The 25,223-nt window shown below is 67.8% G+C and carries 22 protein-coding genes; 2 read left to right on the plus strand and 20 right to left on the minus strand.

Annotated features, from left to right (window positions below):
* Positions 1-21: 21 nt before the first annotated feature.
* The 20 genes from H4W26_RS03565 to dinB all read right to left on the minus strand — a co-directional run bounded on the left by H4W26_RS03565 (position 22) and on the right by dinB (position 22,568).
* Positions 22-957: a DivIVA domain-containing protein gene (locus H4W26_RS03565; RefSeq protein WP_192590766.1), complete on the minus strand. Its 936-nt coding sequence runs from the start codon at positions 955-957 to the stop codon at positions 22-24.
* Positions 958-1,112: 155 nt separating this feature from the next.
* Entirely contained in the window at positions 1,113-1,400 is a 288-nt protein-coding gene (locus H4W26_RS03570) for a YggT family protein (RefSeq protein WP_192590767.1), read from the minus strand.
* Between the two features lie 20 nt (positions 1,401-1,420).
* Complete coding sequence (gene sepF / locus H4W26_RS03575; RefSeq protein WP_225939581.1) at positions 1,421-2,086, minus strand: cell division protein SepF; 666 nt, start codon at positions 2,084-2,086, stop codon at positions 1,421-1,423.
* Positions 2,087-2,136: 50 nt separating this feature from the next.
* Positions 2,137-2,919 carry a YggS family pyridoxal phosphate-dependent enzyme gene (locus H4W26_RS03580; protein WP_192591998.1) on the minus strand — a complete coding sequence of 261 codons (783 nt, stop codon included), beginning with the start codon at positions 2,917-2,919 and terminating at the stop codon, positions 2,137-2,139.
* Between the two features lie 70 nt (positions 2,920-2,989).
* Positions 2,990-3,787 carry a laccase domain-containing protein gene (locus H4W26_RS03585; RefSeq protein ID WP_318779756.1) on the minus strand — a complete coding sequence of 266 codons (798 nt, stop codon included), beginning with the start codon at positions 3,785-3,787 and terminating at the stop codon, positions 2,990-2,992.
* Positions 3,784-5,019: a cell division protein FtsZ gene (ftsZ, locus tag H4W26_RS03590; protein WP_192590768.1), complete on the minus strand. Its 1,236-nt coding sequence runs from the start codon at positions 5,017-5,019 to the stop codon at positions 3,784-3,786. The genes H4W26_RS03585 and ftsZ overlap by 4 nt, the downstream gene beginning before the upstream one ends.
* A 330-nt stretch (positions 5,020-5,349) precedes the next feature.
* Entirely contained in the window at positions 5,350-6,192 is an 843-nt protein-coding gene (locus H4W26_RS03595; RefSeq protein ID WP_192590769.1) for a cell division protein FtsQ/DivIB, read from the minus strand.
* Complete coding sequence (gene murC, locus H4W26_RS03600; RefSeq protein ID WP_192590770.1) at positions 6,189-7,622, minus strand: UDP-N-acetylmuramate--L-alanine ligase; 1,434 nt, start codon at positions 7,620-7,622, stop codon at positions 6,189-6,191. The genes H4W26_RS03595 and murC overlap by 4 nt, the downstream gene beginning before the upstream one ends.
* The gene (gene murG, locus H4W26_RS03605) at positions 7,619-8,740 is read right to left on the minus strand and encodes an undecaprenyldiphospho-muramoylpentapeptide beta-N-acetylglucosaminyltransferase (protein WP_192590771.1); all 1,122 of its coding nucleotides are present in this window, start codon (positions 8,738-8,740) and stop codon (positions 7,619-7,621) included. The genes murC and murG overlap by 4 nt, the downstream gene beginning before the upstream one ends.
* A gap of 63 nt (positions 8,741-8,803) precedes the next feature.
* The gene (gene ftsW / locus H4W26_RS03610; protein ID WP_192590772.1) at positions 8,804-10,249 is read right to left on the minus strand and encodes a putative lipid II flippase FtsW; all 1,446 of its coding nucleotides are present in this window, start codon (positions 10,247-10,249) and stop codon (positions 8,804-8,806) included.
* 46 nt (positions 10,250-10,295) lie between these two features.
* Positions 10,296-11,882: a UDP-N-acetylmuramoyl-L-alanine--D-glutamate ligase gene (murD, locus tag H4W26_RS03615; RefSeq protein ID WP_192590773.1), complete on the minus strand. Its 1,587-nt coding sequence runs from the start codon at positions 11,880-11,882 to the stop codon at positions 10,296-10,298.
* Positions 11,864-12,970 carry a phospho-N-acetylmuramoyl-pentapeptide-transferase gene (gene mraY, locus H4W26_RS03620; RefSeq protein ID WP_192590774.1) on the minus strand — a complete coding sequence of 369 codons (1,107 nt, stop codon included), beginning with the start codon at positions 12,968-12,970 and terminating at the stop codon, positions 11,864-11,866. The genes murD and mraY overlap by 19 nt, the downstream gene beginning before the upstream one ends.
* Positions 12,967-14,475, minus strand: a complete 1,509-nt coding sequence (locus H4W26_RS03625; protein WP_192590775.1) for a UDP-N-acetylmuramoyl-tripeptide--D-alanyl-D-alanine ligase — start codon at positions 14,473-14,475, stop codon at positions 12,967-12,969. The genes mraY and H4W26_RS03625 overlap by 4 nt, the downstream gene beginning before the upstream one ends.
* Entirely contained in the window at positions 14,472-16,211 is a 1,740-nt protein-coding gene (locus H4W26_RS03630; protein ID WP_192590776.1) for a UDP-N-acetylmuramoyl-L-alanyl-D-glutamate--2,6-diaminopimelate ligase, read from the minus strand. Before H4W26_RS03630 ends, H4W26_RS03625 begins: the two co-directional genes overlap by 4 nt.
* Positions 16,208-17,998: a peptidoglycan D,D-transpeptidase FtsI family protein gene (locus H4W26_RS03635; RefSeq protein ID WP_192590777.1), complete on the minus strand. Its 1,791-nt coding sequence runs from the start codon at positions 17,996-17,998 to the stop codon at positions 16,208-16,210. Before H4W26_RS03635 ends, H4W26_RS03630 begins: the two co-directional genes overlap by 4 nt.
* A 27-nt stretch (positions 17,999-18,025) precedes the next feature.
* A complete protein-coding gene (locus H4W26_RS03640; protein ID WP_192590778.1) occupies positions 18,026-18,670 on the minus strand; it encodes a hypothetical protein in 645 nt (214 codons plus the stop codon).
* Positions 18,667-19,674 carry a 16S rRNA (cytosine(1402)-N(4))-methyltransferase RsmH gene (gene rsmH, locus H4W26_RS03645; protein WP_192590779.1) on the minus strand — a complete coding sequence of 336 codons (1,008 nt, stop codon included), beginning with the start codon at positions 19,672-19,674 and terminating at the stop codon, positions 18,667-18,669. The genes H4W26_RS03640 and rsmH overlap by 4 nt, the downstream gene beginning before the upstream one ends.
* Positions 19,675-19,863: 189 nt before the next feature.
* Positions 19,864-20,295, minus strand: coding sequence for a division/cell wall cluster transcriptional repressor MraZ (gene mraZ, locus H4W26_RS03650; RefSeq protein WP_192590780.1), 432 nt, complete (start codon positions 20,293-20,295; stop codon positions 19,864-19,866).
* 519 nt (positions 20,296-20,814) lie between these two features.
* Positions 20,815-21,231, minus strand: a complete 417-nt coding sequence (locus H4W26_RS03655) for a DUF3040 domain-containing protein (protein WP_192590781.1) — start codon at positions 21,229-21,231, stop codon at positions 20,815-20,817.
* Between the two features lie 128 nt (positions 21,232-21,359).
* On the minus strand, positions 21,360-22,568 hold the full coding sequence (gene dinB, locus H4W26_RS03660) for a DNA polymerase IV (RefSeq protein ID WP_192590782.1): 1,209 nt from the start codon (positions 22,566-22,568) through the stop codon (positions 21,360-21,362).
* Between the two features lie 18 nt (positions 22,569-22,586).
* Between dinB and H4W26_RS03665 the strand changes: the two genes are divergently transcribed.
* On the plus strand, positions 22,587-23,675 hold the full coding sequence (locus H4W26_RS03665; RefSeq protein ID WP_192590783.1) for a polyprenyl synthetase family protein: 1,089 nt from the start codon (positions 22,587-22,589) through the stop codon (positions 23,673-23,675).
* A 121-nt stretch (positions 23,676-23,796) separates the two neighbouring features.
* On the plus strand, positions 23,797-25,221 hold the full coding sequence (locus H4W26_RS03670; RefSeq protein ID WP_318779757.1) for a protein kinase domain-containing protein: 1,425 nt from the start codon (positions 23,797-23,799) through the stop codon (positions 25,219-25,221).
* The last annotated feature ends 2 nt before the right edge of the window (positions 25,222-25,223 follow it).

Raw genomic sequence — 25,223 nt, forward strand, 5'->3', positions numbered from 1 at the left:
GCCGTGACCCCAGGGAGAGGATCAGGCGCCGGTGGCTTCCTTCTCGATCGAGCCGCGGCTGTTCAGGTCCGCGAGCTGGCCCTCGATGTAGTCCTTGAGACGGGCGCGGTAGTCGCGTTCGAAGCTGGTGAGCTCTCCGACCTTGGACTCGAGGTCGGCCTTCTTGCGCTCCAGCGCGTTGAGTGTGCGCGTGGAGGTGAGCTCGGCTTCTTCGATCATGTTCTCGGCGCGCGTCTCGGCCTCGGTGACGATCTCGCTGCGGCGACGCTCGGCCTCCGCCAGCAGCTGGGCGTGGGTGCTCTCCGCCGCGCCGATCAGCTCATCGCGGCGAGTCTCGCCCTCGGCGATGTACTCGGCGCGCGTGGATTCACCTTCAGCGATGTACGCCTCGCGGGTCTGCGTGCCTTCGGCGATGTAGGCCTCGCGGGCCTGTTCACCTTCTGCCAGGTACTCTGCTCGCTTGGACTCGCCCTCAGCGATGTAGGCGGCGCGCGTCTGCTCGCCCTCCGAGACATACTGGTCGTGGAGCTTCTGCGCCATGGCCAGCACACCGGTGGCTGAGGCCGCGTGGTCTGCCCCGGCGGACTCCTGAGGCCGCTCCTGGGCGGGACGGGTGCCCAACTCGTACTCGGGGTATGCCGTGACGGCTGAATCGGCCTTGGGCTCCTGCTCATCGCCGATCCGGTCGATCGAGCCGGTCATGGTGGCGCTGGTGCCGGCGTATCCGGAGAGGCCGGCGTCCTTGAGCTCGTCCGGCTCGAGGTTGGCGGGGTTCTCCTCAAGCTGTTCTTCGAGGGCCGCGACCTTGGCGGTGAGATCCTCGTTCTCCTGGGTCAGTCGTCGCCATTCGACGACGACCTCGTCGAGGAAGTCGTCGACCTCGTCCTTGTCGTAACCGGGACGGAACTTGGTCTCGGGGAATTCCTTGTTCAGGAGATCGTCAGGAGTCAGGGCCATGCGGTGTCACCTCATCGAGTGGCTGGGGAAGCTGTGAAGCTGGTCTTTGGGTCAACGACCAGCATACCCACTGCGTCTGACGGCCCTCGACTTCAACCTTCAAGCCGGGCTTTCAGCCGAAGACCTTCGACGACGCCACACAGGGGGCGATGCGCTCAGGCGAAGCCGCGCAGCACCATCTTGGCGATCACGATGACCAGGAAGACCAGCAGGAAACCCATGTCCAGGGAGACTCCGCCCAGGTTCAGCGGCGGAACCTTGCGCTGGATCCACCGGATCGGCGGGTCAGTGATGGAATACACGCCGACGGCGAGCATGAGCGCAAAGCCCTTGGGTCGCCAGCTGCGGACGTACTGCTGAGTGAGATCGAAGATGATCCGGATCACCAGCGCAAACTGGTAGATGGTCAGCAGCAGGTACAGGGGCGCAGTAAAGAGATCCACAGCTGAAAACAGTACTTGGTTCAGCTCTGGTTGAAGAACTGGGCCGAGGACGGAGTCTCCGCGGCGGCGCGCTCTTCAGCCAGCACCTCGACGTTCTTCGGGGTGAGCAGGAACACCTTGTTCGTCACGCGCTCGATGGACCCACCCATGCCGAAGACGAGTCCGGCGGAGAAGTCGACGAGTCGCTTGGCCTCGGCCTCTCCCATATCCGTGACGTTCATGATGACCGGGATGCTGTCCCTGAAGGACTCCCCGATGACCTTCGCGTCGTTGTAGGAGCGCGGGTGGACAGTGGTGATTTTTCGCATCGGTGAACTTTCATCCCGGGATGAGGGAGCTCGCTTGATCGGGGTCACCGGAGCGCGGTAATCCGGATCCACCGCCAAGTTGGAGCTGTTGTACTGGCCTGCATGAGTGCTGGTCTCGGTGTGCTCGGAAGCTAGACCCAGTGACACGACTTCGCTTCCGCGACCTGCAGCGGTCGAGGGGGCACTGGTCGAGGTGGGAGCTTCGCGCACGGACGTGGCCGAAGCGGATCCGCCGCGGCTGATCGGGGCAGAATCCGCCGGGGAACCCTGGGTGCTCTGCGTCGTGCTCGAGGGCTCCTTGTTGAAGTGGTCCTCGCTGTAGTCGTCTCCGTCGGCGAGGCCGAGGTAGATCATGGTCTTTTTGAAGGCACCGGCCATGAGGATTCTCCTGAGGGGGAAGGTTGTGATGTCACTGCGCGATTCCGAGACTATCGCTGAAGCGGACGCTCACCGAGGACATCTCTGCCAACCCGCAGGTGTGTCGCGCCGTGCGCGACGGCGGCCTCGAGATCTCCGCTCATACCGGCGGAGATCATGTCAGCCTCAGGTCGGCGCATCCGCAGCGTCGCCGAGAGCTCCGCCAGGCGTGCAAAGGCCGGCGCGGGGGGCTCCTCGAGCGGGGCCACTGCCATGAGGCCGCCCAGTCTGAGCCCGGGCGCCTCCTCGAGGGCATCGGCGAGGGTGCTGATGTCCTCTGGAGCGGCGCCTCCCCTGGCGTCGGCGGGAAGCGGGTCGCGGAGGTCCACCTGGATCAGACATGTCACCACAGCTCTCGGACGCGCCTCAGCGGTCTTGGCGAGTGCCTTGACCAGAGATGCCCGGTCCACCGAGTGCAGGTGATCGGCGTAGCCCACGACCGACCTGGCCTTGTTCGACTGCAGCTGGCCGATGAAGTGCCAGTGCAGATCCTGGCCGGCAGCCGCTGGTTCCGCTGAATTCCCTGCGGCGAGCAGCTCGTGGACCTCGGCGGCCTTGGCTGCGGCCTCCTGGTCGCGGTTCTCGCCGACATCGCGCACACCGAGGCGATAGAGCCGGGCGACATCGGCTGCCGGGAAGAACTTCGTGACGACGATCAGGGCGGGGCGATCCGACCGGCCTGCCGCCTCGACGGCCTGATCGATGCGCTCATGGACCGAGGCGAGGTTCTCCGCGAGCTCCTGGCTCCGTGGGTCCTCACCTGTCTCGGCGAGTTGCCGCGCTGCGCTGCGCAATCTCTGACTTTCTCCGCTGGTGTCCACGATCGGAAGCCTACCGAGAGTGCCGGACTCAAGACAGCCGGGCTCAGCGATGGGGTGGCGCCAGCGGGTCCATCCAGATCAGTCCGGCGAACCGCCCCTGGCCGGGGGCGCGGCGGTGCGAGAACAGGGAGGCGTCCTCCAGCGTGCAGCCGGCGAGCGGGGCGAGCGTGACCCCAGCCTGAGCCAGCACCTGCTCGGCCTCCGCGCGCAGATCCATGGCACTGGTCCCCCAGCTGGTGGTGGACGCGAGGGCAGGTCGAACGGTGGCGTACTCGGCGAGCATCTCGTCGGGGATCTCGTAGCAGGACCCGCAGGCGCCGGGGCCGATCCAGGCGGTGATCGCGACGGCCCCGCGGTCGCGCATCGCGGTGACGGTGTTCTCCAGGACTCCGGCCAGAAGTCCAGGACGTCCCGCGTGGGCCGCGGCCGTCACCGCCGCAGTCCGGGGGTCGTCTCGGTCGCGTTGACCGACGAGCAGGACCGGAAGGCAGTCGGCCACCATGATCGCCAGCGGAACGGATCCGTCGGAGCAGACCCAGGCGTCACCGGTGGGGACAGTCGTCGCTCCGCCGTCAGGCGGAGGCGCCACTGTCGGTGCGACGTCGTCAGCGTCGAGCACCTGGGCCGAGTGGACCTGGTCCAGGAAGCGGAGCGACCCTGCGGGAACGCCCATCGCCTCCTGGAGTCTGAGCCGGTGCGACTCGACATCATGCTGGGGCCCAACGTGTCGGGCCAGATTTCCTGCCTCCACCGAGGTGAAGGCCAGGTGCACCCCGTCACCGGTGCTCTGCCGCCACCAGAAGGGTGAGGGTGTCGCGGCGGGAACGGGGGGCAGGCTCACTTCAGGAAGTCAGGCACATCGAGGTCGTCGTTGCGACCCCCGTTGTAGTCCGACTCGACGATGTCCGGGATGTCCTGCTGCTCATCGTTCTCGGAACGACGGCGGGCGGGGTCCACCCGCTGCTGCGGAGCGGTGTCCTGGGATCCGGCGTTCTGGGCGGCGATCGGAACGGTTCCCGGCACTGTTCCGGGGACCGGCGGTGCCGTGCGGGCGGCGGGGGCTGCGGAGCCCACGCTGCGGGCGGGGGCCTGATTCTGCAGCGGCTGCGCGGGGCGTGAGGTGGCGTCGACCTGGTCGAAGCCTGCCGCGATCACGGTCACGCGAGCCTCATCACCGAGTGCGTCGTCGATGACCGCGCCGAAGATGATGTTCGCCTCCGGGTGGGCGACCTCCTGCACGAGCCGCGCCGCCTCGTTGATCTCGAAGAGTCCGAGGTCAGAGCCGCCCTGGATGGACAGCAGCACCCCATGAGCCCCGTCGATGGAGGCTTCGAGCAGCGGTGAGGCGATGGCCAGCTCTGCCGCCTTCACAGCGCGGTCCTCGCCGTTGGCCGAGCCGATGCCCATCAGGGCCGAACCAGCGCCCTGCATCACCGACTTCACATCGGCGAAGTCAAGGTTGATCAGGCCCGGAGTGGTGATCAGATCGGTGATGCCCTGCACGCCGGAGAGCAGCACCTGGTCGGCGGAGCGGAAGGCGTCGAGCACCGAGACGTTCTTGTCTGAGATGGAGAGCAGGCGGTCATTCGGGATGACGATGAGCGTGTCGACCTCGTCGCGCAGCTGCTCGATGCCCTCTTCTGCGGAGCCCGCGCGACGGCGGCCCTCGAAGGTGAAGGGGCGGGTGACCACGCCGATGGTGAGAGCGCCCAGGGAACGAGCGATACGAGCCACCACGGGGGCGCCGCCGGTTCCGGTGCCGCCGCCTTCGCCGGCCGTGACGAACACCATGTCGGCGCCGCGAATGACCTCTTCGATCTCCTCGGAGTGATCCTCTGCGGCCTGTCGGCCGACCTCCGGGTTGGCACCGGCGCCCAGTCCACGGGTCAGCTCACGCCCCACGTCGAGCTTCACGTCGGCGTCGCTCATGAGCAGTGCCTGGGCGTCAGTGTTGATGGCGATGAATTCAACGCCACGCAGACCGACATCGATCATGCGATTGACGGCGTTGACGCCGCCGCCACCGATGCCGACGACCTTGATCACGGCCAGGTAGTTATTGGGTGATGCCACGTTGTGTGTCCCTTGCTCGTCTCTGGTCTCAGATGCACGAAGGCCCCCGTCGCCCCAGGAGCCGCAGCGCGACTCCTCACTGTCTTCACCCGTCGCAGACCGCCTGATCGTGCCGATGTCATTCGCGGGTACATCGGTTCGGTCATGGGCGGCAGTCCGAGACGTCGCAGCGGCTCTTGAAGCGGACGGGAGCCTCCGTACCTAAGACATTGTTCTGTTGCCTGCGAACCCACAGCAACGTTCAAGCTTTACTTGAACCTGAGAGGACCTCGGGTGAGGACCGGCCACGGTGGGTCCGTTCGTTCCTCTCACCCTACGCGTCGGGCACGGCTACCGCGTCACCGGCGCGCTCGGAGTGGAGATGTCGAGGACATCGGCAGAGTCGAAGTCCTCCGCGTCCGAGCTGAGGATCGCCTCGAGGACCGTCGCCTTCTCGGCTCCGCGGTCGTCGCTGCCCCAGACCACGGTGCGTCCGTCCGCAAGCTCCAGCTGCACGCTGTCGCGTGACTCCGCGGTGGCCGAGTCCAGCTCGTCGCGGGCGCCCTCGGGCAGCTGACCCAGCACCGAGACGATCGTCCTGAACACCGACTCGTTCTGCAGCGCGGCCTCCGCGGAAATCTCGGGAGTGGCATAGCCCTCGGCGTCCGGGAGCTCCGAGCCCTCGAAGACTCTGATCACCTCGCCCTGCTGGCTGTAGAAGTGGATCTCCTCCCCCACGCGGACCTCCGCCACGGGCGGGTGTTCGATCACCCGGACCTGAAGTCCTGCGGGCAGCTCCGCCGCGACGACGACCTCGGCGACAGCAAGCTCATCCTGCAGCAGCGTGCTCACGTCGGCCTCGCTGACCTGGGGCAGCGGCGTGCCGCCCAGGGGTTCGAGCAGCTCCTGGGCGCGCGCGTCGGTGACCAGGTCGTTGTCCTCCACGGTGATGCTGCGCAGCGCCAGCAGCGGCGAGAAGTAGAGCATCGCCACGAGTCCCAGCAGCACCGCCAGTGCGATCAGACCCGTCAGGGCTCTGCGGCGGCGTCGTCGTCGGCTGGTGACAGCTGCCGGCTCGGGAAAATCCAGCGGCGTCTCGGTCTGATCCTCGCCGGGTACGGCATGGGCGGCCGCGGTCTGCGTGGTCTCTCGGTCCTCGCCCGGTGCGGCGGTGCGGCGGAACCGCATCCTCATCGCAGCGCCTGAAGGGCAGCGAGTACATCGGCACCGAGCGCGGTCACATCTCCCGCTCCCAAGGTCATGATCATGTCACCTGGCTCGGCCGCACCGACCACGGCCGCCACGGCGTCGGCGGCGCTGAGCACGGGATGTCCCAGCAGCTCGGCGGTGACACCTTCGATCGGCTCCTCTCGGGCCGGGTAGATCTCCAGCACGGCGACGGTGTCGGCCGCAGTCAGGGCCTGGCCGAACTCCTCGGCGAAGGCAGCGGTGCGGCTGAACAGATGTGGCTGGAAGATCGCATGCACCCGTGCCCCGGGCCCGGTGAGCGAGGACCGGGCAGCCGCCAGCACCGCGGAGACCTCCGTGGGGTGGTGGGCGTAGTCGTCGTACACGCGCACGCCGTCGAACTCACCTCGCAGCTCGAAGCGCCGGGAGGTTCCCTGGAAATGGGAGACAGCCTCGACGCTGGTCTCCAGGCTGAGCCCGGCATGCAGGCCTACGGCGATCGCGGCCAGCGCGTTGAGCTGGTTGTGCAGACCTGGCACGCCCAGGCGCAGAGGCGCCGAAGCTGACCCCGTGGAGACCATCCCTCCGTCAGGGGCGAGTTCGGAGAGCCGAAGATCTGCCTGGTCGGCGGTCCCGTAGCTGGTGATGCTGACTCCGCGCGCGGTCAGCGGTGCACGCACCGTGTCCAAGAGCGTGCGCGCCCCGGGGTCATCCGCGCAGAGGACCAGGTGGCCGCCGTCGCTGATGCGCTCGGTGAAATCGACGAAGACCTGCTCCACGGCTTCCGCAGTGCCGTAGTGATCCAGATGATCGGGCTCCACATTGGTCACCACGCCGATCTCGGGCGCGTAGTTCAGCAGCGAGCCGTCGGACTCGTCAGCCTCGGCGATGAACCACTCCCCGGATCCCAGCGCGGCGTTGACCCCCATGCCCGCAACATTGGCGCCCACGGCGAAGGTGGGCGAGAGCCCTGCCTGCTCCAGGAGCACGGTGGCCATCGAGGAGGTCGTGGTCTTCCCGTGCGTGCCTGCCACGGCCACGGCGCGGCGGGACCGCATCAGTGCGGCCAGACCCTCGGAGCGGTGCAGGATCGGCAGACCGCGGCGCACCGCCTCATCGTATTCAGGATTGCCCGCGGCCGCGATGGAGGAGGCGATCACGGTGCTGATGGGTCGCCCGATCTGGTGCTCGGCCTCGGCGAGGTTCTCGGCCCTGTAGCCCACGTGGACGGCGGCGCCGGCCCGGCGGAACTCTTCGAGCACCGGAAGCTCCTTGGCGTCGGTGCCGGAGATGGGCACCCCGTCGGCAGCCATCAGGCGTGCGACGGCGGAGACGCCGACTCCGGCCAACCCGAGGAAATGGACGTGTCCGAGGCGCGCGGCGACCTCGGAGGGCCCGTTCGGCGACTCGGCGGCATGCGTGCGCGGAGACGTCACTGACCGGCCTCCGCATCGTCGAGCTCGTGACCTGCAGCGCGCAGCGTGGCGCGGGCCATGCGCTCATCGGCGTCGGTGATGCCGCGCGAAGCCGACTGCTGCTCCATGGTCTCCAGCAGGCTCCGGTCCTCGAGCAGCGGGAGGATGTTGCGACGGATCCAGGACTTGTTGAAGTGCTCGTCCTTGACCAGCAGCGCGCCTCCGGCGGCGACGAGCTCGCGGGCGTTGAGCTCCTGCTCGCCGTTGCCCACGGGCAGCGGGACGAACACGGCGGGAAGCCCGACCGCCGCCACCTCGCTGACGGTGGCAGCGCCGGCGCGGGCGATGATCAGATCGGCGGCGGCGTATGCCAGCTGCATCCCGTCCAGGTACTCGCGCTGGTGGTACCCGGGCAGCTCGAGAAGCGTCCCGGAGTCGTCGGTGATGGCCTTGTCGCGCCCGGTCAGGTGCAGCAGCTGGGCGCCGGTGCCCACCACGTCGTTCAGGGAGTCCTCGATCGAACGATTCAGCGAGAGTGCCCCCGAGGAGCCGCCGGTGACCACGAGGGTCACCTTCTCCGGGTCCAGGCCGAGGCTCTGCAGAGCCTCTGAACGGGCGGAGCGCCGGTCCAGCTGGGAGATCTCCCGGGACATGGGCATGCCGACCCACTCGGCGCCCTTGAGCGGCGTGCCTTCGAAGGCCACCCCGGTGAAGGCCGCGAAGCGGTGGCCGAGCTTGTTCGCCAGACCCGGGCGCGCATTCGCCTCATGCAGCACCACGGGGATGCCCAGCCGCCGGGCGGCCACGTACACCGGGGTGCAGACGTATCCACCGACTCCCATCACCACATCAGCCTCTTCGCTGCGCAGGATCTCGGCGGCGTCGCGGACGGCCTGGCCGAAGCGCGCGGGGAAGTGCAGCATGTCGCGGGTGGGCCGCCGCGGCATGGGCACCTTCTCGATGGTGCGCAGCCGGTAGCCGGCCTCGGGCACGAGCCGGGTCTCCAGTCCTGCGGCGGTGCCGATGATGCTCAGCCGGGCGTCAGGGACGAGGCGTTCGACGGCGCGTGCCACCGCCAGCAGCGGGCTGACGTGTCCGGCGGTCCCGCCGCCGGCGAGAACCACTGAAGGTGTGCTCATCTGTGTCTCATACTCCTGAAGCTCGGTGCGGCCTGTGCGGCCGATGGGGCCATGGTGCGCGAATCATACTGTTGCAGGTTTCCGGCGGGACTTCACGCCGGCACCCTTCGCAGACGTGGACCGCTTGGACCCTTTGGCGCGCTTTCCGCCGGAGGACCGGGACCCGGCAGCGCGTTCCCGCGCCTCGATGCGCTGGGTCTGCGCGAAGTTCATCACCACGCCGACGGCGATGAGGTTTGCGGTCAGGGCGGAGCCGCCGTAGGAGATGAAGGGCAGCGGCACGCCGATCACCGGCAGCAGGCCGGTGACCATGGCGAGGTTGATGAAGGTCTGCCCGATCACCCAGGCCATGATGCCCACCGTGGTGATCTTGACCCAGGTCTCGGTGGAGCGCGACGCCACCCGGAACATTCCCAGCGCGAGGGTCGCGAAGAGCAGCAGCACCGTCAGCGCGCCGAGGAGCCCCAGCTCCTCCCCCAGGATGGTGAAGATGAAGTCGTTCTCCGCCTCGGGGATGTAGTTCCACTTCTGCCGGGACTGGCCCAGTCCGACCCCCCAGAATCCGCCCGAGGCCAGCGCGTAGAGGCCCTGCTGTGACTGGTAGCAGAAGTCCTGCGGCAGGCTGCAGGCGTCATTGATGCCGAGCCAGGCCTGGATGCGGACGGTGCGGTTCGGGCTCATCAGCGCCAGCAGCACCGCGCCGACGGCGCCGGTGGCCCCGGCGACGAAGAAGTAGCGCGCCTTGGTCCCGGAGACGAAGAGCATGGCCGCCAGGAAGAAGCCGAAGACCAGAGCGGTTCCCAGGTCACGCCCCCAGAGGATGAAGGCGAAGATCAGCGCTGCGCCTGGCATGAGCACCGGGACGATGGTGTGCTGGAGCTCGCGCACGCGGGGCCCCTTGCGGGCGAGCACCACCCCGGTCCACAGGCAGAGCGCGATCTTGGCCAGCTCGGCCGGCTGGCCGTTGAAGCCGCCGATCCTGATCCAGTTCCTGTTGCCCTGCACGTCATAGCCCAGCGGGGTGAGCACGAGCGCCAGCCCGAGGACGCCGAGCGCCATGGCGGGCCAGGCCAGCTTCTTGAGCCAGCCGCGCGGCATGAACGCGACCACGAACATGCCGACCAGGCCGATCCCGGCCCAGGTGAGCTGACGCAGGAAGACCCCGTAGGCGCCATCCACGGTGCCCACCGACTCCACCGCGGTGGCGGAGAGCACCATGACCAGCCCGAAGACGGTCAGCGCCAGGGCCGAACCGAGCAGCAGCCAGAAGGTGGTGTAGGGGTTGCCCTCTTCGGCGAACTGCCAGAAGCGGTGGATGCGGTCTCGCCGCGAGGGGGTGCGATCGGCTGTGGGTTCAGGTCGCCGGGCCTCGCGTGGCCGCGGCGCCTCCTCGGTCTCTCGGGCGGCGGGTGCCGGGGCCTCCGGTTCCGTGGTGTCGTCTTCCACCACGCGCAGCCGGGGCCGGTTCTTCTCTGGGGAGGCTGGGACGCGAGGTCTCCGCTTGTCCATTCAGTCCTCCTCCTGGTGGGCGCCCTGCGGGGAGTCCACCTCAGCTTCAGTCGGTCATCAGCTCCGCCACCGCGTCGATGAAGGCTTCGCCTCGTGCTGCATAGGAGGCGAACTGGTCCATCGATGCGGCCGCCGGGGCCATCAGGACCGTGTGGTGCGGTGCGAGCACCTTCGCGGCCTCGGTCACGGCTGCGCGCATCGCGCGGACCCCGTCTGTCCCGGCGAGCACCGCGTCGATCTCGCTGCCGTGTTCATCCTCTCGCAGGCGCCCACCGATCACCGGGACTCCCGGCGCGTGTCGCTCCAGGCTGGATCTCAGCTGGGAGGAGTCGGTGCCGATGAGGATCACCTGACGCAGTCGAGGCGCGATCTCGGTGATCAGCTCGTCGTAGACGACCCCCTTGGGGAGCCCTCCGGCGATCCAGATGACGTCGGTGAAGCTGCGCAGCGAGGCGGCGGCGGCATGCGGGTTGGTGGCTTTGGAGTCATTGATCCACAGCACGTCATCGGCCTTCGCCACCGGCTGGATGCGGTGGTCACCCGCCTCGTAGGCCTGGATGGCCGCACGGATCGATTCTGGAGATGCGCCTGCCGCACGGGCGAGCGCGGCGGCCGCCAGGGCGTTCGCGACCAGATGCTGCGGGGCCAGCGGCCCGAAGTCGGAGAGCGAGGCCAGCTCCAAGGCCTGGTGTGCGCGGTTGTCCAGGAACGCACGGTCCACCAGCAGGTCATCGACCATGCCGAGCATGGATCGTGCCGGAGCTCCCGTGGTGAACCCGATCGCTCGGCAGCCCTCGCGCACGTCGGCCTCGGCGACCATGTCTTCGGTGAGCGGCTGGTCCGCGTTGTAGACGCAGGCCAGCTCGGTGTTCTCGAAGATCTTGGCCTTGGCCGCGCGGTACTCGGCAAAGCTGCCGTGCCAGTCCACATGGTCCTCGGCGATGTTGAGCACGGCCGAGGCCAGCGGGGAGAGCAGCTCGGTGTATTCGAGCTGGAAGCTGGAGAGCTCCACGGCCAGGCTGTCGTAGCCCTCGGGATCGCGGATGGCATCGAGCACCGGGACGCCGATGTTGCCGCAGGCGATGGCGCGCTGCCCATCGCGGAGGAGCATGGACTCCAGAAGCGTGACGGTGGTGGTCTTGCCGTTGGTGCCGGTGAGCACGAGCCACTGCGGCTCTTTCGCACCCGGACGGGCTCCGAGCCTCCAGGCCAGCTCGACCTCGGACCAGACCGGGATCGACTCGGCGCGCGCCTGCGCGATCAGCGCCGAATCCGGGCGCCAGCCGGGTGAGGTCACGACGAGATCGGCAGGCTCTCCTCCGACGAGCGGGAGCCAGGAGAGGTGCTCCTCCCCCAGAAGCACGTCCTCGACGCCCACCAGCCGCAGCGTCTCGGCTTCGCGACGCTTCTTCCGACCGTCAGATCCATCGACGACGACGACGCGCGCGCCGAGCTCGGCGAGGGTGTCTGCGGCGGCGAAGCCGGAGACGCCGAGGCCGGTGACGACGGCGCGCAGCCCGGACCACGGCGCGTCCCAGCCACGAAGATCGGGACGGATCTGGGGCTGACGAGCGGGCTCGGCCGGCTCGGCAGCTGAGTCATGCGCGTTCACGGTCACTGGAAGATCACCCATTCTCCGTAGAACAGGGCCAGTCCGATGCCGACGGCCAGGGCACCGATGATCCAGAAGCGGACCACCACGGTGACCTCGGCCCAGCCCTTGAGCTCAAAGTGATGCTGCAGCGGAGCCATCAGGAAGACACGCTTGCCGCCGGAGAGCTTGAAGTACCCGACCTGGATGATCACCGACAGGGTGATGAGCACGAAGAGTCCACCCAGGATGACGAAGAGCAGCTGGGTGTGCGTCAGGATCGCGAAACCTGCCAGCGCGCCGCCCAGGGCCAGGGAACCGGTGTCCCCCATGAAGATCTTCGCCGGGGAGGTGTTCCACCAGAGGAAGCCGATCAGCGCGCCGGTGATGATGGCGGCGATCATCGCCATGTCCATGGGGTCTCTGACCTGGTAGCAGACGCCTTCCACTGCGCTGGTGGATCCGCCGCAGGACTGGTTGTACTGCCAGATCGAGATGATCGTGTAGGCCGCGGTGACCATCGCGGTGGCCGCCGCAGCGAGTCCGTCCAGCCCGTCGGTGAGGTTCACCCCGTTCGTGGTGGCGGTGATGATGAGGTTCGCCCAGATGATGAACAGGATCAGTCCGATCACCGGACCCGCGAACCCGAGGTCGAGCACGGTCTCGCGGACGAAGGAGATGTTCGTGGAGCCGGGCGTCAGTCCGTCGGAGTCTGGGAAGCTCAGGGCCAGCACCGCGAAGAGGATGCCGATGGCGCCCTGACCTGCGATCTTGCGCCAGGGAGTCAGACCCAGGGACTGCTTCTTGCTGATCTTGGCGAAGTCGTCGGCGAAGCCCACCAGGCCCATGCCGACCATGAGCAGGAGCAGCAGGAGTCCCGAGACGGTGGGGCCTCCGGTGTCTCCGGTGAGCCCGAGGATCAGGTGGGTCGCGAAGTACGCCACGAGCACCGCGATCAGGATCACGGCGCCACCCATGGTGGGCGTGCCGCGCTTGACGTGGTGCGTGGTGGGGCCGTCGTCACGGATGAACTGTCCGTACCCCCGTTTCACCAGGAAACGGATGAACAGCGGTGTCCCGGCGAGGGTGAGTCCCAGGCCCAGGACGGCACCGATGACTACAGCAATCACAGGGCCCCTTCCTTCGCGGCGATTCGGTCACCCAGAAGTCTAAGTCCTGCACTGTTGGAGGATTTGAACAGCACGACGTCTCCCGGCATCAGCTCCGCGTCCAGGTAGGCTTCCGCCTCCTCCACGGTGGCGACCCACTGCACCTCGGAGCCCCAGCTGCCTTCAGCGATCGCCCCGCGGTAGAGCGGGTATGCGAGGTCGCCCACGACCAGCGTCTTGTCGATGTTCAGCCGCACCACGGTCTCGCCGAGCTGGGTGTGCTTGGGGATCGAGACGTCGCCGAGTTCGAGCATGGCACCGAGAACCGCAACCGAGCGTCGGGCTGGGCGCCCGTCTCCTGGTCGGCTGATCATGGCCAGCGTCCGCAGGGCCTCGCGCATGGATTCGGGGTTGGCGTTATAGGCGTCGTTGATCAGCGTGACGCCGTCCGCGCGTTCGGTGCGTTCCATCCGCCAGCGGCTCACGGGTCCGAGGCCGTTCAACCGCGCGGCGATGTCTGCTGGGGGGAGTCCCGCGCGGTGCGCGCAGGCAGCTGCGGCCAGCAGGTTCGAGATGTGGTGTCCGCCGGTGAGCCCGGAGACGACGGCGAACTCCTCGCCAGACTCCGAGAACCGCAGCGTGAACCGCGGGTGCCCGTCCTCGTCCAGGTTCAGACCGAGGGCGCCGAGCTGATCGGGTGCTGCCTGTCCCCGGCTGCGGGAGGAGTCTTCAGCCTCGGAGGGATCTCCGGCCGGAGGGGAATCTTCGGTGCTGGAGAACCAGGTGATGGGCGCTTGGGCGACAGCGGCCATCGCGGAGACCTGGGCGTCGTCGCGGTTGAGGACGACGTGGCCCTGCGCGGGGATCGCTTCCACGAGCTCCTGCTTCACCGCAGCGATCTTGTCGGCCCCGCCGAACTTGCCCGCGTGAGCAGATCCGACCATCAGCACGGCCCCGATGTCGGGGCGCACCATCTCGGCAAGATCCCGGATGTTGCCCGGAGCGTCGGCGCCCATCTCGACCACGACGTACCGGGTGTCGAGCTCGGCGGTGAAGATCGTCAGCGGAACCCCTACTTCGCTGTTGTAGGAGCCTTGTGGGGCCACGGTGGGCCCTTCCGGCTCCAGCAGCGCACGGAGCAGGTCCTTCGTGGTGGTCTTGCCCGCTGAACCGGTGATGCCGATGACGGTCGTCGGAGAGTGCGCTCGGATTCTGACCAGGATCGCGGCGGCGAGTCGTCCCATAGCTGCGACGACGTCGTCGACGAGCACCGCGGGGTGGGCGGTGCCGGACGGGTCGTCGGTCGGGCGCTCAGCCAGGACGAGCGAGGCGCCTGCGTCGATCGCGGCGTCGATGAAGTGGTGCCCGTCGGTGTGTTCTCCGGGCTTGGCGATGAAGAGCGCGTCGGCTCGCATGGCACGGGAATCGGTGTCTGCATGGGTGACCAGCAGCGAGGTGTCTGCGGTGACTCCGCGGAGGGTCCCGGAGGTGATCTCGGCGATGTCATGGGCTGAGAGCTCGATCATGCGGTGTGCCCTCCTTCTGCAGTGGAGTCTGACGGGGAGAGGCTCACAGCATCTGCGGCCTCAGCGGTGACGGGAGCGTCAGGTGCGGTGGGGAAGCCGCGCCGGCGCAGAGCTCGGGCCAGTTCGATCCGATCGTCGATCGGGTGCTTGGTCCCTGCGAAGTCTTGGTGCACCTCGTGGCCTCGTCCCGCCAGGATGATGGTGTCCTCGGCCTCCGCGACCTCCACGGCACGGGTGATCGCGTCCAGCCGCGGAGTGATCTCCTCCAGCGTGGCGTCCAGGGCCTCCTCGTCCAGTGCGGCGCGCGCACCTTCGAGCAGCCCGGCACGGATCTGGCTGGGGTCTTCGCCGTGCGGGTCGTCGTCGCTGATGATGACGTGATCGGCCATGCGCACGGCGATCGCCCCCATCAGGGGACGCTTGGCGCTGTCGCGCTCCCCCGCCGCCCCGATGACCAGAATGGTCTTGCCCTGTGAGGTGCTGGCGGCGGCCTCCAGCGTGCGGATCATGGCATCGGGATTATGTGCGAAGTCGACGATGGCGGCCGGTGCGGTGCCGATGACCTGCATTCGTCCCGGAACGCTGATGGTGAAGGGATCTGCGTGCTCGAGCGCGCTGACGACCTCCTGGCGAGGGACGCGGAGCTCTGCGGTCTCCTGCGCCGTGAGCACCATGACCGCCGCCAGCGCGGCGTTGGAGACGTTGAACCGACCCGGGAGACCGGTGCGGCAGCGGATCGTCTCACCGGTGCGCCGGTGCATGAGGGTGAAGCTGCTCCCGAGCGGCTCAGCTGCCACCTCCGTGACGACCCAGTCGGCGCTTGCTGCGGGCTCGTCGGATGTGGCCAGCTGAACCACGTGACCGGTGGCGGCATCGGCCATGCGCAGACCCCAGGCGTCATCGACGATGATCACGCTGCTGCGGGTGCGGCTCCGTGCGAAGAGAGCGGCCTTGGCCTCGAAGTACTTCTCCATGGAGCCGTGGAGGTCCAGGTGGTCCTGGGTGAGGTTGGTGAATCCCGCGACGTTGTAGAACAGCCCTGAGGTGCGCTGGTAGGAGATCGCATGGGAGGAGACCTCCATGGCCGCGGCGGTGATGCCGCTTTCGCGGAAGAGCGCCATGAGACTGTGCAGCTGCACCGCTTCAGGGGTGGTCATCTTCGAGGGGATGGTCGCCTCTCCCGCTGCGATCTCGATCGTGCCGATCAATCCGGTGGACTGCCCGTGACGCCGCAGCACGGCGTCGAGCAGAGACCGCAGGAAGTACGTGGTGGTCGTCTTCCCGTTGGTCCCGGTGACGCCGAAGAGTGCCGGGCCTGAGGTGGAGGAGTTGCCGTAGATCAGCGCCGCCGAGGGTCCCGCGGCGTCGCGCACGCGAGTCACCTGGATCACCGGGATGCGGTAGTCGGCGATCTCGCGGATCTTGTCGGCGCCGGCGTCGTCGGTCAGCACCGCTGCCGCGCCTGCGGCCATCGCGGTGGCGATGAAGTCGGCACCGTGGGCGCGGGAGCCGGCCACGGCGACGAAGAGGTCCCCCGGCCCCACAGTCTTCGGGTCCATGGCGGCACCGGTGAGCGGGATCTCACCGGCCGCCCTGCCCACCGGCGTCACCAGCGGGTCGTAGCCGGTGCGCGTGAGCTCGGCGACGAGCTCCTCCACGGAGGCCCCTGCGACCCCATGCGGCCGGAAGACCCGGTCCTGCTGGGCGATGCTCAGTGCTGCGGCGTCCCCGCTCACCAGGGCTGATCCTGGTTCTCACCGGTGAAGCCGTCGTAGGCCTGGCTCTCCGCCCCAGCGGGCGCAACGTCATAACTGCTAAGCACGTAGGACATGATCTCACGGAACGTGTCCGTGACTTCCCAGTCCTTCCAGTACCCCTGGGGACGGTGGACGGTGACCGAGACCAGATACTGCGGGTCATCCAGGGGGGCAGCACCGATGAAGGTCTGGGTGTGTCCGTCGAATCCGCCGCCGGCGCCGGCGGCCTCTGCGATGCCGGTCTTGCCGCCGACTCGGTACCCGGCGATCGCGGCCTCGCTGCCGGTTCCGTAGTCCACCACGCCTTCGAACATGCCCAGCATCTCCTCGGAGGTCTCCTCCGAGAAGATCCGTTCCTCGGGCCCGGTGTCGGCGGGGTGTTCGCTTCCGTCGGCGTCGATATAGGAGTCGATGACTCGCAGCGGAACGCTGACGCCGCCGTTCATGATGGTCTGGAAGGTCTGCATGTTGTGCAGCACCGAGGTGGTGTACCCCTGGCCGAACTGGGTGGTCAGGTGCTGTCGTGCGTCCCATTCCTCCGGAGGCCGGAGATCGCCGCTGGTCTCGGCGCCGACGCCGATGTCGATGGGCTCCCCGATGCCGACCCGCTTCATGTAGTCATAGCGGGTCTCCTGCGGAACCTCGCCGCCGATCATCACGGTGCCGGTGTTGTAGGAGCGCGCGAAGATTCCGGCAGCCGTCATGTCGAGGGTGGGGTGCCGCGTCGCGTCGCTGATCGTCTGCCCATCCTCCTCATAGCGGTTGTCCACCTGGAAGCTGTCAGTGGGGTTGAGCGTGCCCTCTTCCAGGGCGGTCGCGAAGGTGATGGCCTTGCCCGTGGAGCCCGGTTCGAAGGCCTGGGTCAGCGCCAGCGGGCGGCGGAAGAGCTCGTCAGTGGCTCCGGGCTCGGCGGGGTCCACGGTCTCGGAGTCAGCCATGGCCAGAATCTCCCCGGACTTCAGATCCAGCACCGTGGCGTTGCCCCAGGCCGCGTTGTACTGGTGGGACTTCTCCGCGATGGCCTCCTGCGCGAACCACTGCAGGTCCTGGTCGACGGTCAGCCGGATGTCTTGGCCGTCCTCGGCGGGGAGCTCCTCGAAGGTGGCGATCGGGATGCGGATGCCGTCGCCGCCGACCTCGAAGATCCGTTCGCCGTCTGTGCCGCTGAGCGCCTCATCCTGGGCGGCCTCGATGCCCTCGAGAGGGCCGTCATCACCCATGAACCCGATGATCGAGCCGGCCACCGATCCGGAGGGGTAGCTGCGCTCGGAGACGGGCTCGGCGTATAAGCCCGGTATCCCGATCTCGGTGGCCGCGGTGCTCTGCTCCGGCGTCAGCGATCGAGCGACGACGGAGTAGCGGTCCTCACCGAGGACGAGCTCGGTGAGCTCCTCGACATCCATGTCGAGGACCTCGCTGAGCTCGGCGATCCCGGTCTCGACCGGCACTTCTTCGCGGAGCTTCGTGGACTCGTCGTAGCGCACGAAGTCATCGACGACCTGCTGGTCGGCGACCAGGTCATAGCGATCCACCGAGGTCGCCAGCACGCGACCGTCGGCATCGAGGATGTCCCCGCGATGCGCCGGCAGCGGGATGCTGCGCAGCCGCTCAGAGACCGCCGCCTGCGCGTGCCCGGCGGGATCGAGTCCCTGGACATGGAAGAGTCTGCCGCCGAGGACGAGCAGCATCACCAGTATCATGGTCAATCCGATGCGCATGCGGAACGAGAGCACTCGATCTGCGCGTTTCTTCTGGGCGGCTGCCATAGCGTCTGCGTTCTCCCAACGGGTCGATCAGTCGAACGAGGGCGCCGGAATGGTCCCGCCGTTGAGTTCATCAGGGCTGAACTGGCTCCGCGTCCCTGCGGATTCCTCTTGGCCATTCTGCCCGTTCGGGGGCGTGGTGAGCGTGTTCAACGCGCCCGCGCCGAGAATCCCTGCAGGAGCACCGGTCGCGCTCTCCGAGACGTTCAGCGGAGCTGCGGCGTCGTCGCCAGGTGCTTCTGGGGTGGCGACGAACCCGGAGGGGCGGTCACCGCTGTCGGCAGCCTCCGCGGTTCCGACGACCTCTCCGTCGCCGAGGTCGAACGCCGCGGCCTCGGCGGGCATGACCATGCCCAGGCCGACGGCCGCGCGGGAGAGCGCCTGGGGAGATTCCAGGTGCTGAAGCTGCTCGGTGAGCGCCTGGTTCGTCTGCGTCAGCGTGCGGTGATCATTCTGAAGCTGGACGACGGCGTACTGCGAGTTGGCCACGTGGATGTTCACGGCGAGCACCACGGTCAGCGCGAGTGCCAGCAGCCCGATGATCCCGGCGATCAGGCCCTTCTGGCGCTGCTTGAGCTTCGGCAGGGCGCGCAGGACCGGGGCTGCGGCCCGCGAGCCGGCTGACTCCAGGGGGGTGCGTTCCGGGAGGGCCATCGAGTGTGCTTCTGCGCTCATGCCTGAGTCCTCCTGGGGTCCACGAGCTTCTCGACGGCGCGCAGCTTCGCCGAGGCGGCGCGGGGGTTCTCCGCGATCTCCGTCTCATCGGGAAGCTCAGCGCCGCGAGTGAGCGAGGTGAATGTGGGCTTGTGCTCCTCCAGCTCCACCGGCAGTCCGGCAGGCGCCGAGGACTTGGTACGGCGGGCGAAAGCCTGCTTGACGATCCGGTCTTCCAGGGAGTGGTAGCTCATGGCCACGATCCGACCGCCCGGGGCGACGGCGTCCATCGCATGCGGGATCGTCCGGCCGAGCACTTCGAGCTCCTCGTTGACCGCGATGCGCAGCGCCTGGAAGGTCCGCTTGGCGGGGTGGCCTCCCGTGCGCTTGGAGGCTGCCGGCACGGCGCGGTCCACCACTGCGGCGAGGTCCGCCGTCGTGGTGAAGGGCGTCGTTTCTCGACGAGTGACGATCGCCTTGGCGATGCGCCCGGCGAAGCGTTCCTCGCCATATTCGCGCAGGATTCGGCTCAGCTCGGGAGCCTCGATGTGGGCGAGCAGCTCGGCCACCGATTCATCGGGCGATTCGGCGGAGGCGTCCATGCGCATGTCCAGCGGGGCGTCATAGGAATAGGCGAAGCCGCGGGAGGCCTCATCCAGCTGCAGCGAGGACACCCCGAGGTCGAGGAGCACCCCTGCCACTCGCTGATCGGCCTGGAGCTCCTCCACGGCGACCTCGTCCACCCGGTCATACACCGTGTGGATGCCGCGAAAGCGGTCGCCGTAGGGGGCAAGTCGGGCCGCCGCGAGCTCATGAGCCTGCGGGTCGCGGTCCAGACCCAGGACGGTGACGTCACCGTCGGCTTCGAGCATGGCCTCGGCGTGTCCACCCATGCCTAGCGTGGCATCGATCACCACCGGACGGTGACCGTCTGCGCGGATGTTCTCCACACCGAGGGTCAGCAGCTTGATGCATCGATCACGCATCACCGGCACATGCCGGTCTGCTGTCTCTCGTTGCGCCATCGTGCCTCCGCGAATAGGGAAGGGATCCTTGGACCAGCTCCTCCTCCGCTCCGGTCAGCTGCCTGCCATCGGGGAAGATAAGTCAGGAATGCGGGCCGGGCGGCGGAAGAACTCACCCAAGGATCCCCTGAAGTGTTCAAACCGTCTGTGATTGTGATGCTTCGTCTTGCTGTGTCAATGCTCTGCTGATCAGAAGAGACCGGGGATGGCTTCCCCGTCGGTGGACGAGAACTCCGATTCCTTGGCCTCCAGATATGAGTTCCAGGCCGTGGTGTCCCAGATCTCGGCGCGGTCTCCCGCCCCGATGACTGTCACATCACGGTCCAGCCCCGCGTACTCCCGCAGCGCGGCCGGGATGGTGATCCGACCCTGCTTGTCCGGAATCTCATCGGAGGCTCCGGAGAGGAAGACGCGGATGTAGTCGCGTGCCTGGCGAGAGGTCAAAGGAGCCTGGCGCATCTGGTTGTGCACATTCTTGAACTCTTCTGTGCTGAAAACGTAGATGCACCGTTCCTGCCCGCGAGTGAGGACCAGGCCGTTGGCCAGCTCCTCGCGATACTTCGCGGGAAGGATCAAGCGAGCCTTCTCATCCATGCGAGGCGTGTACGTGCCCAAGAACATGGACCCACCGCCTCACTTGTTGAGGAGACTCATTCCTTCTCCCTCTACTGAGCTCCACTTTACCCCACTTCCCCCCACTTGCAACCAATTCTTGGGCGCAGAGACCCATGAATCGACATTGTGGCTCGATGAGGGCGCCCTGACCTGGGGATTCATCATCGCGTCTCAGTGGAGGACGGTGGAAGGTCCAGGCTGCCGGAGACTGCGCAGGAGTGACCGAGAGGCCTCAATGACGGCCTTTCGAGCAGGTCAGCGCGCCTGAGGCGGCCCGATCCGGTCGATGGGCCGCGCTCGGGCTGCGGTGTGGTGGGAAGTGGAGGATGCCCCGAGCACATCGATGAAGCTCAGCACCGCACCGCACCGACAGCGGGGCATTCGGGGCTCGGCACCGGCCACACACAGAAGAAGGCCCCTCCGAAGAGGGGCCTTCTTCTGAATCTTCTCTCGTTCTGCGTCTTCTACTGCTGCGCGACGAGCGGTCTGTGTGGAGCCTGTGGGCGGAGCATCAGCTGGGCCGGGCTAGTCCTGACGGCGACGTTCTTCCCAGCGCTGCTCGAGTCCCGTCATGAAGGTTCCGGATCCGGAGGGGCTCGGCGCGGAGCTGCGTGGTCCTCCCCCGCCTCCGCCGCCGCCTCCGTGGCCGCCGTCTCCACCGTTCCCACGGGAGTTGCCGGAGGCACCACCGGTGGTGGCGTAGTAGACGCCTGCGCCCATCAGCAGGAAGCCGATGACGCCGACAGGGATCCACTGGTTATAGATGCTGAGCAACAGCACGACGATGCCGAGGACGGCCACCAGGGAGCCCAGCACCACGTTGCGAACGTTCAGCTTGCCGGTGGGGGCGTCCTGCATGGAGCTTGCGAAGCTCGGGTCCTCCGACTGCAGCTGGTCTTCCAGTTGCTTGAGCATGCGCTGTTCACGCTCCGACAGTGGCATCGTGAAGCTCCTCGCGATCGTCGTGTGGCGTGCTGGCCGGTGTGGATACGCCTGGGTATATAGTCTAGCCGTTTGTGGACCGCAGACCTAGCCCGAATTCAAGCGTGAGGGGATCTCTGGGCTGGCGCTCAGGAATCCCCTAGTCCCGGGTCCTCCCGCCGGGCGCGCAGGAGTGAGGCAGGCGCCGTCTGCACGTGCGGGAACTTCTTCGCCACCGCGTCCAGTGCACTCTCGGCGTCCACCCAGTTCGTCTCGGTGCGGTCGAAGCTCAGCTGCAGGCCCCCTGCGTCGTCGACCAGGCGCTCCGCCCGGATCCCGATGAGTCTGACCGACTGGGAGCGCTCCCCCAGCTTCTCCAGCAGGGCCAGCATCTTGGCGTAGATGGCCAGGGCCGAGTGCGTGGGGTGTGTCAGCGTCGCGGAGCGGGTGAGCGTCTCGAAATCGCTGTAGCGCAGCTTGAGGCTCAGCCCCTGCGCCGAGACCCCGGACTCGCGCAGCCGGGCGGCCACCCGATGGCTCAGCCGGAGCAGCTCCGCCCGCAGCACCGCGTCATCTGCCACATCCTGCGCGAAGGTCTCCTCGGCGCCGATGGACTTCTCTATGCGATGCGGCTGCACGGCCCGAGCGTCCTCACCCCATGCCAGCCGGTGCAGAGCTGTGCCGGTCACGCCGAACCGGCGGCGCAGGGCAGGCTCCGGGGTCTGCGCGAGCTGCAGAACCGTGGTGATGCCGAAGGCTTCCAGGGACTGTGCCGTCTTCGCCCCCACACCCCACATGGCGGTGACAGGCAGCGTGTGCAGAAATTCGAGTCGGCGGTGAGGCGGCACCAGCAGCAGCCCGTCCGGCTTGGCCCGGGTGGAGGCGATCTTGGCGATGAACTTGCGATCGGCGATCCCGACCGTGGCCGGCAGGCCGAACTGCTCGCGGATCTCGCGGCGGATCTTCTGCCCGATCTGTTCAGGGCCGCCGAGTCGACGTCGTGATCCGGTGAGATCCAGAAAGGCCTCGTCCACACTGAGCTGTTCCACGGCATCGGTGATGGTGTCGAAGTACGCCATGATCTGCCGGGAGATCTCGCGGTAGCGCTCCATGTGTGGAGGCAGCACGATGGCATGGGGGCTTGCCTGGCGCGCCCGGGAGAGCGGCATGGCCGAGCGCACCCCATCGACGCGGGCCTCGTAGGAGGCGGAGAGCACGACAGACCGGCCGGAATCCGCGGCGACGATGATCTTCCGACCGCGCAGCTCCGGCTGAGTGAGCAGCTCGACCTCCACGTAGTAGGCGTCCATATCTACGTGGGCGAGGACGCGCGGGTCAGCCGCTGGGGACGGGGCCATACCGATAGGCTATCCGCCATGAACCGCGAAGAATTCATCGGCCAGGTCAACTCCGGATGCGCTCTGTTCCTGGAGAAGCGTCATGAGGAGGTGCGCGCAGTCTCCGAGCACGCCGCTCCCCTGGTGACCGCGCTGATGGCCCTGACCCGCGGCGGCAAGAAGATGCGCCCGGCCCTGGCCCGGCTCGGCTGGCAGGCTGCCGGCGGTCGTGGCGACGCCGTCGTCGAGCTCGGGGTGGCGCTGGAGCTGTTCCAGGCCGCCGCTCTGGTCCATGACGACGTGATTGATCGCTCGGCCACGCGGCGCGGTCTGCCGAGCGCACATATGCGCTTCGAGTCGCTGCACCGCGAGTCCGGGTTCAGCGGCGATCACGCCCACTTCGGCACCACCGGGGCGATCCTCTCCGGCGACCTCTCGCTGGCCTGGGCCTCCGAAGCGTTCTTCCATGCGCAAGCCACCGCGATGCAGGACGGCGTCGCGATCAACCCGCTGGCGGCCTCGACCTTTCACCGGATGCACACCGAGGTGATCACCGGACAGTATCTCGACGTCCTCGAGGAGGTGCGCACCCCCGCCGAGACCGAAGCCGACGCTGTCGCCCGCGCCCGCGGAGTCCTGCGCTATAAGGCGGCCAAGTACTCCACCGAGTACCCCGTGGTCCTCGGTGCTGCTCTCGCGGGCGGGTCCGACGCGCTCTGCCGTGCTTTCGCGGCAGCGGCGCTGCCCGTGGGTGAGGCGTTCCAGCTCCGCGATGATCTCCTCGGAGTCTTCGGGGACCCGGACACCACCGGCAAACCCGTCGGCGACGATCTGCGGGAGGGCAAGCGCACTGAACTGATCGCCTATGGACTGTTCCGCGCCTCGGCGCAGGGTTCGGCAGAGCTGGCGCAGATGCTCGGGGACCCCGAGCTGAGCGAACGCCAGGTGGAGCGCGCCCGCGAGATCCTGCTCGACGCCGGCGCGGCCGAGGAGGTGGAGCGCAGCATCGAACAGCTCACCGCGCAGAGCGTGGAGCACACCGCAGCCCTGGCCGAGCTCGGTGTCGCTGCCGAGGTCCTCGAGGAGTTCGACCGGCTGCGCGGGAACCTGGTGCTGCGCACGGTCTGACCCCGGTGCCGCGCCCGGACTGGCTCCGGCGTCGCGACCCATCAGAATCTGGCGCCGTGCACCTGGTGAGATTCCGCGATCCGCACTGTGTGGACTTGTTCGGGTTCGATACCCTGGGGCGGTGAGCACCGAACAGTCAGACCCGTGGATCGGTTCCCGAATCGACGACCGCTATGTGATCGATGAGCGCATTGCGCGCGGCGGCATGTCCACGGTCTACCGCGCCCAGGATCAGCGCCTGGGCCGCGAGGTGGCACTGAAGGTGCTCTTCCCGCATATGGCCGAAGACCGCAAGGTCGTGGACCGATTCGAGCAGGAGGCGCGCAACTCCGCGCTCATCGCCCACCCCAACGTGGTCCAGGTGCTGGATCAGGGGCAGGCCCGGGAGACCGCCTACCTGGTGATGGAGTACGTCCCGGGCGCCACCCTGCGCACGCTGCTCAAGCACGGAGCGATGACGCCGCGACTCGCCCTGACCTATATGGACTCGATCCTGCAAGGCCTGGCTGCGGCGCACCGGGCGGGTCTGGTGCACCGAGACATCAAGCCCGAGAACGTCCTGGTCTCCCATGATGGACGCATCAAGCTGGCGGACCTGGGACTGGCGAGGGCCGCGACGCACCATTCCGGCACCTCCACGCTCATGGGCACGGTGGCCTATATCTCTCCCGAGCTGCTCTCCGGCGAGGGGGCCGATGAGCGCTCGGACATCTACGCCATCGGCATCCTGCTCTACGAGATGCTCACCGGCGTGCAGCCGTTCACCGGGGACTCTCCGGTGCGGGTGGCCTACCAGCACGTGAATTCCACTGTTCCGGTGCCCTCCGCCCAGGTGGACGGGCTCGCCGCAGAGCTCGATGACCTGGTGAGCATCTCCACGCGTCCCGAGGTCGCACTGCGCCCGAAGAACGCCGATGAGCTGCTGACGATGCTGCGGGAGGCTCGCGGAGCGCTCAGCGACGCGGAGCTCGACTTCGACGGCGCGCTCACCCCCACTCGAACGCGACCCATCCCCTCGATGGGTGCGGCCGCCGCGGCGGCCCCTGCACCGGGGCAGCACGCCACGACCATGCTGCCCGGGGATTCCACCGAGGCCTTCCACGAGGAAGATGACCAGCGCACGGTCGCTGAACCCTGGGATGAGGACATCGACGCCGCCCTCGGTCATGCCCGCACCACTCATCTGGAAGAGGAACATCGCGGCGCGGCAGGCGCCCAGCAGCCCAGCCTGGCAGAGGAAGACCGCCAGCTGGTGACCGAGGTGCCCACCACGGGATTCCAGCTCACTCCGCCGCGACTCAGCGCCGACGACCCACTGACAGGCGTCCAGCCGGCCGTCGCCCCTTCCGTGCGTCGCCCCGCCGCGGGAGAGCGCACCGATCGGCGGGAGCGTCAGCGACCCTCGATCGAGCTGAGCCGCCCCACGCCCACCCGGGCATGGTTGATGATCGCTGCCATCATGATCGGCAGCGCCCTGCTGATGCTGATGGCAGGCTGGATCGGCGTCTCAGACGCACTGATCCCCAGCCTCGGCGGAGGCGGATGATC

The sequence above is a fragment of the Nesterenkonia halotolerans genome (assembly GCF_014874065.1).
Taxonomy (GTDB): domain Bacteria; phylum Actinomycetota; class Actinomycetes; order Actinomycetales; family Micrococcaceae; genus Nesterenkonia; species Nesterenkonia halotolerans.

Bases quoted from the DNA above. Each gene is read 5' to 3' on its own strand.
- H4W26_RS03565 (WP_192590766.1), bottom strand. From the start codon at position 957: ATGGCCCTGACTCCTGACGATCTCCTGAACAAGGAATTCCCCGAGACC.
- H4W26_RS03640 (WP_192590778.1), bottom strand. From the start codon at position 18,670: ATGAGCGCAGAAGCACACTCGATGGCCCTCCCGGAACGCACCCCCCTG.
- H4W26_RS03655 (WP_192590781.1), bottom strand. From the start codon at position 21,231: ATGCCACTGTCGGAGCGTGAACAGCGCATGCTCAAGCAACTGGAAGAC.
- mraZ (WP_192590780.1), bottom strand. From the start codon at position 20,295: ATGTTCTTGGGCACGTACACGCCTCGCATGGATGAGAAGGCTCGCTTG.
- dinB (WP_192590782.1), bottom strand. From the start codon at position 22,568: ATGGCCCCGTCCCCAGCGGCTGACCCGCGCGTCCTCGCCCACGTAGAT.
- rsmH (WP_192590779.1), bottom strand. From the start codon at position 19,674: ATGGCGCAACGAGAGACAGCAGACCGGCATGTGCCGGTGATGCGTGAT.
- H4W26_RS03625 (WP_192590775.1), bottom strand. From the start codon at position 14,475: ATGATCGAGCTCTCAGCCCATGACATCGCCGAGATCACCTCCGGGACC.
- murD (WP_192590773.1), bottom strand. From the start codon at position 11,882: ATGGGTGATCTTCCAGTGACCGTGAACGCGCATGACTCAGCTGCCGAG.
- H4W26_RS03665 (WP_192590783.1), top strand. From the start codon at position 22,587: ATGAACCGCGAAGAATTCATCGGCCAGGTCAACTCCGGATGCGCTCTG.
- H4W26_RS03595 (WP_192590769.1), bottom strand. From the start codon at position 6,192: ATGAGGATGCGGTTCCGCCGCACCGCCGCACCGGGCGAGGACCGAGAG.
- H4W26_RS03635 (WP_192590777.1), bottom strand. From the start codon at position 17,998: ATGGCAGCCGCCCAGAAGAAACGCGCAGATCGAGTGCTCTCGTTCCGC.
- sepF (WP_225939581.1), bottom strand. From the start codon at position 2,086: ATGGCCGGTGCCTTCAAAAAGACCATGATCTACCTCGGCCTCGCCGAC.
- murG (WP_192590771.1), bottom strand. From the start codon at position 8,740: ATGAGCACACCTTCAGTGGTTCTCGCCGGCGGCGGGACCGCCGGACAC.
- ftsW (WP_192590772.1), bottom strand. From the start codon at position 10,249: ATGGACAAGCGGAGACCTCGCGTCCCAGCCTCCCCAGAGAAGAACCGG.